Raw genomic sequence first — 4,736 nt, 5'->3', positions numbered from 1 at the left:
CCCGCAGCCGCCCGCGCCCGCAGCCCCCAGCCGGCCCGCCGGCCGCCTAGCGCGGCCCGCCCGCCTGCCAGGCCGTCGGCTTGCGGTCGAGCAGCGCCAGCGCGTTCCTCTGCGTCGCGAGCAGGAGCTCGCGCCGTGCGTCCTCATCATCCGCGCCGCGCACCTCGCACAGGCGCTCGGCCGTGAACACCATCTGCGCCGGCTCGCACTTCTGCCCGCGCAGGGGCTTCGGCGCCATGTAGGGCGCGTCGGTCTCCAGCAGCAGCTGGCCGACCGGCACGCGCGCCGCCGCGTCGCGGATCGCGTCGGCGCCGCCGAACGTGATCGCGCCGCCGAACGACACCGAGCAGCCCGCCTCGACCCACGGCTCGAGCGCCTCCCACGTGTCCGTGAAGCAGTGCAGCAGGACCCCCTCCTCGGGAAGCCCCTCGTCCTGCACGATCTCCCACGCGTCGGCGAGCGCCTCACGCACGTGCAGCACCACGGGCAGGCCCGCCTCCTTCGCCAGGCGCAGCTGCGCGCGGAAGGCGCGCTTCTGGTCGGCCGCCGGCGAGAAGTCGTAGTGGTAGTCCAGCCCGATCTCGCCGAGCGCCACCACGTCAGGCTTGCGCAGCCACGTGCGCAGCTTCTCCTCGAGCGCGGCGTCGTAGCGCGCGGCGTTGTGCGGATGGCAGCCGACCGCAGCCCTCACCTGCGGCACGCGCGGGCGGGGCGCCCCGCAGCAGCACGGCACCGTGCGCTGCATGCTGACGGCGGCCTGGTGCGTCCACGGCCTCAGGCGGCCGAGCACCTCCTCGTCGTCCTCGAGCACGTCGAGCACCGTGCAGATGAAGCTCACGCCGGCAAGCCCCGCGCGCGCGAGGGCGAGCACCGGGTCAGCCAGGTACTGCAGGTGCGTGTGCGCGTCGGCGACCGTCACGCCGAACTTCGGGGTCTCCACGGCCTTCCACTCGCCGCTCTTCTTCCTCACGCGGAACAGGTCGTCCGCAGACAGGGGCTCCTCGCCCGCAAGCAGCTCTTCGTCGCTCATCGGCAGCCTTCCTCTCCTCTCGCGCGCCACGTGCCGCGTCGCCGCAGGGCTCGCCTACTCCACGCCCAGGTCGATGGCGTCCACGTCGAGGCGCGGGAACAGCGCGTCGCCGACCTCCACCGCGTTGCCGGCGGGCAGCTGCCCCCACGCGGTCGCGGCCTCGATGTCGGTCACGGCCGTGATGTCGCCGAGCGACAGGCGGCGAAACACCTCGGCGGAGGTGTTCGGCGCGAACGGCGCCATGTACAGCGCCGTGATGCGGATGGCCTCGAGCAGGTTGTACATCACGAAGGCCAGATCGTCGGCCCGCTCGGGGTCCTTCGCCAGCTTGAAGGGCTCCGTCTCCTCGATGTAGCGGTTCGCGCGCTCGGCGAGCTTCTGCACCGCCGCGGCGGCCGCGGTGAAGTCGACCTCGGCCATGGCCGCGTCATAGGCCGCGTACAGGCCCGACGCCACCTCGGCCAGCGGGTTCTCGGCGCCCGCGAGCCCCTCGGGCACGCGCGGCACCTGCGCGCCGAAGTACTTCTTGGTCATGTTGGTCACGCGGCTCACGAGGTTGCCCCACGTGTTCGCCAGATCGGCGTTGTACACCTGCACCATGCGCTCCATGGAGATGTTGCCGTCGTGCCCGAACTGAACGTCGCTCATGAAGTAGTAGCGGTACGCGTCCACGCCGAAGATCTTCACCAGGTCGGCGGGCAGAAGCCCGTTGCCCTTCGACTTCGACATCTTCTCGCCCTTGGTGAGCAGGAAGCCGTGGCCGAACACCGTGCGCGTGACGGGCAGGCCCGCGGCCATGAGCATGGCCGGCCAGATCACGCAGTGGAAGCGCGTGATGTCCTTGCCCACGAAGTGGTAGCGCATGGGCCAGGAGCGCTCGAACTCGCCCGCGCGCTCGGCCTCGTCGCCGTAGCCGATGCCCGTGAGGTACGCGAGCAGCGCGTCAGCCCACACGTAGGCCACGTGCCCCTCGTCGAACGGCAGCGGCACGCCCCAGTCGAACGTCGAGCGCGAGATGGAGAGGTCCTTCAGGCCCGCGCTCACGAACGACACGATCTCGTTGCGGCGCGTCTCGGGGCGGACGAACTCGGGGTGCTCCTCGTAGAATGCGAGGAGCGGCTCCTGGAAGTCGGACAGCTTGAAGAACCAGTTCTCCTCGCCCGAGGCCATCAGCTGCACGGGGCGCTTGCAGTCGGGGCACACGAACTGCCCCTCCTCGTTCTTCTCGAGGTCGCTCTCGGCGTAGTAGGTCTCCTCGTGCACGCAGTACCAGCCCTCGTAGCTGCCCTTGTACAGGTAGCCGCGGTCGTAGAGGTCCTGCCAGAACTTCTGCACGGTGCGCGCGTGGCGCGGCTCGGTGGTGCGCACGAAGTCGGTGTAGGTGATGTCGAGCAGGTCCCACGCCTCGCGGAACGCGGGCTCCATGGAGTCGCACCACTCCTGCGGCGTCATGCCCTTCGCGGCGGCGGTGTCGGCCACCTTCTGGCCGTGCTCGTCCATGCCCGTCACGAACGACACGTCGTAGCCGTTCATGCGCTGGTAGCGCGCCACGGTGTCGGCGGCGACGGTGGTGTAGGCCGTGCCGAGGTGCGGCGCGGCGTTGACGTAGTAGATGGGGGTGGTGAACGAGTAGGTTCCCTTGGACATGAGTTGTGCTCCTTCCGAGCGCGCCGGCCAATGACGCCCGCGCACCCACATGCGGCCCCGCGACCGATGACATCGCGCGCCTCGTACGGTTCATTGCGTAAGCCGTATGATTTTAGCACTAACGGAAGGCTCAGGAGGGGAAGGGGCCGGGGAAGTAGGGGCACGCGGTGCGCAGGCACTCCTTGTTGCGCGGGTAGTGCGTGCACGTGATGTGCTCGGGCATCTCCATCTGCACGCCGAGCGTCTCTCCCACGTACGCCGCGGTCACCTCGATGGCGGAGAACCCCGTGCGCTTGCAGCAGCGCGGGCCGCCCAGGTCGGCCAGGCGCCCCAGGATGAGCGAGGTCAGGCGCTGGGTGCGCGCCCACGGGTCGCGCGTCATGGGCGTCGAGCCCGCCACGATGGAGTAGAACTGCCCCGCGCTCGTGGCGGCGCCGCACGTGCCCCAGAAGCCGCACGTGCCGCCCGGCACCTGCAGCGAGCGCTTCCTCAGCTCGGCGAGCCCCTTCTCGAGGTCGACGTCGCCGCCGGCGTTCGCGTACGCCGTCATGAGCGCCGCGCCCACGAGCGTGTGGTGCTCGGGCCCGTTCGGGAACACCGCCTTGTCGGCCATGAGCGCCTGCGCGATCTCCACCGGGTTCTTCGACGTGCACGTCGTGCAATAGCCCATGATCCACGCCACGCCGCCCGCGCGGTGGCACGCGTCGCATACGTAGTGCCCCGCGGTGCAGATGGAGTGCCCCGTCTCCTTCTTCCCGCAGAGGCGGCACGTCACCTCCTGGGCCTCCTTGAAGTAGTCGAGCGGCTCCCCGCACACCAGGCACACGGCCAATCCAGCTGACATTGCGTCTCTCCTCTCTTGCTTGCGCTTATCTTCGCACGTTTCGCGCGCAATCGCGCATGGCTTCACGCGCAATCGCGTATGGCTTCGCGCGCCGACGGTATCAGAACGCGCGTTTCTCGCCCCGCCTCTGATCTGGCGCTATCCAAGGAAACACCAGCTCATATGGGTAGTCTGCAAAGGCGCGAGAAACACGCGCTTTGATACCGCGCCTGCGGCTTACTCGCTCCACTTCACCGTCTTGCGCACGAGCAGGCTCACCAGGCCGTCGAGCACCGTCACCACGACGCCCACCATGATGATGCCCGCCACCACGTTGGCGTAGTTCGCGTAGTTCGTGTAGTTGATGACGAAGTACCCCAGGCCGCTCGTGGCGCCGTACATCTCCGCCATCACGAGCATGAGCATGGCCGAGGGCAGCTGCGTCTTCAAGCCCTGGGCGATGGCGGGGTACATGAAGGGCAGCAGCACCTGGAAGATCATCTCGGGGGTCGAAAGCCCCAGCATGCGCGCCGACTCCACGATGCGGTGGTCCATCGACTCCACGCGCAGGATGGTGCTGAGCAGCGTGGGCCAGAAGATCCCCAGGAAGATGACGGCGATGGCCGCCATCTTGAACGACGGCAGGAGCATCACCAGATACGGCGCGAACACGATGGCCGGCACGGGCGCGAGCACGTGCGCGACGGGGTACACCGCCTCGCGCAGCTGCGGCACCCAGCCCACGAACAGCCCGATGAGGTAGCCCGCCGCGAGCGCCGTGATGAAGCCCTGGGCCAGAAGCGCCATCGACGACGCCACGTTGAGCAGAAGCTCGTCGTAGAGCTTCGGGAACACCGCGAACACGTTCTCGGGGATGGGGATGAGCACCGGGTGCGTGAGCTTGAGGTCGGTCGACGCCACCTCCCACACGATGAGCAGCACCCACACCACGACGGCGATGTGGCAGGTGGAGCGCTTCTTGCCGCCCGCCACGTAGCGCCACAGGAACAGCGCCTCCATGAGCGCCGCGGCCACGTAGAACGGCACGCTCGTGCGCGGCGCCACCTCGCCGGGGACGGCGATGGCCACCAGGAGCGCCGCGAACATGACGGTGGCCGCCAGGAGCGACGCCGTGACGAGCTTGCGCGACGCGGCCTCCCCCGCGGGCGCGAGCGCCCGGGCGCCCGCAGCGCCCGCGTCAGCCCCGGCCGTCACGGCAGCCGCGCCGCCCGCGCC

At 69.5% G+C, this 4,736-nt stretch carries 4 protein-coding genes; all 4 read right to left on the bottom strand.

All coding sequences use genetic code 11. The annotated features are described in order from the left end of the window. Positions 1 to 46: 46 nt before the first annotated feature. Positions 47 to 1,030: a TatD family hydrolase gene (locus HRL41_RS11545; RefSeq protein ID WP_172137149.1), complete on the bottom strand. Its 984-nt coding sequence runs from the start codon at positions 1,028 to 1,030 to the stop codon at positions 47 to 49. A gap of 54 nt (positions 1,031 to 1,084) precedes the next feature. After that, positions 1,085 to 2,677 (bottom strand): methionine--tRNA ligase, encoded by a 1,593-nt coding sequence (gene metG, locus HRL41_RS11540; RefSeq protein WP_165172985.1) that lies wholly within the window; start codon positions 2,675 to 2,677, stop codon positions 1,085 to 1,087. 130 nt (positions 2,678 to 2,807) lie between these two features. Continuing rightward, complete coding sequence (locus tag HRL41_RS11535) at positions 2,808 to 3,521, bottom strand: DUF5714 domain-containing protein (protein WP_172137148.1); 714 nt, start codon at positions 3,519 to 3,521, stop codon at positions 2,808 to 2,810. A 216-nt stretch (positions 3,522 to 3,737) separates the two neighbouring features. After that, the coding region (locus tag HRL41_RS11530; protein ID WP_172137147.1) for an ABC transporter permease at positions 3,738 to 4,736 on the bottom strand (999 nt) is incomplete at its 5' end.

It is taken from the genome of Adlercreutzia sp. ZJ473, from assembly GCF_013185065.1.
Taxonomy (GTDB): Bacteria; Actinomycetota; Coriobacteriia; order Coriobacteriales; family Eggerthellaceae; genus CAAEEV01.
The sequence above is the reverse complement of the archived record's forward strand: the minus strand, read 5'-3'. Positions and strand labels throughout refer to the sequence as shown.

What these genes read in the sequence shown, in the direction of transcription:
- HRL41_RS11545 (WP_172137149.1), bottom strand. Translation starts at nt 1,030, where the DNA reads ATGAGCGACGAAGAGCTGCTTGCGGGCGAGGAGCCCCTGTCTGCGGAC.
- metG (WP_165172985.1), bottom strand. Translation starts at nt 2,677, where the DNA reads ATGTCCAAGGGAACCTACTCGTTCACCACCCCCATCTACTACGTCAAC.
- HRL41_RS11535 (WP_172137148.1), bottom strand. Translation starts at nt 3,521, where the DNA reads ATGTCAGCTGGATTGGCCGTGTGCCTGGTGTGCGGGGAGCCGCTCGAC.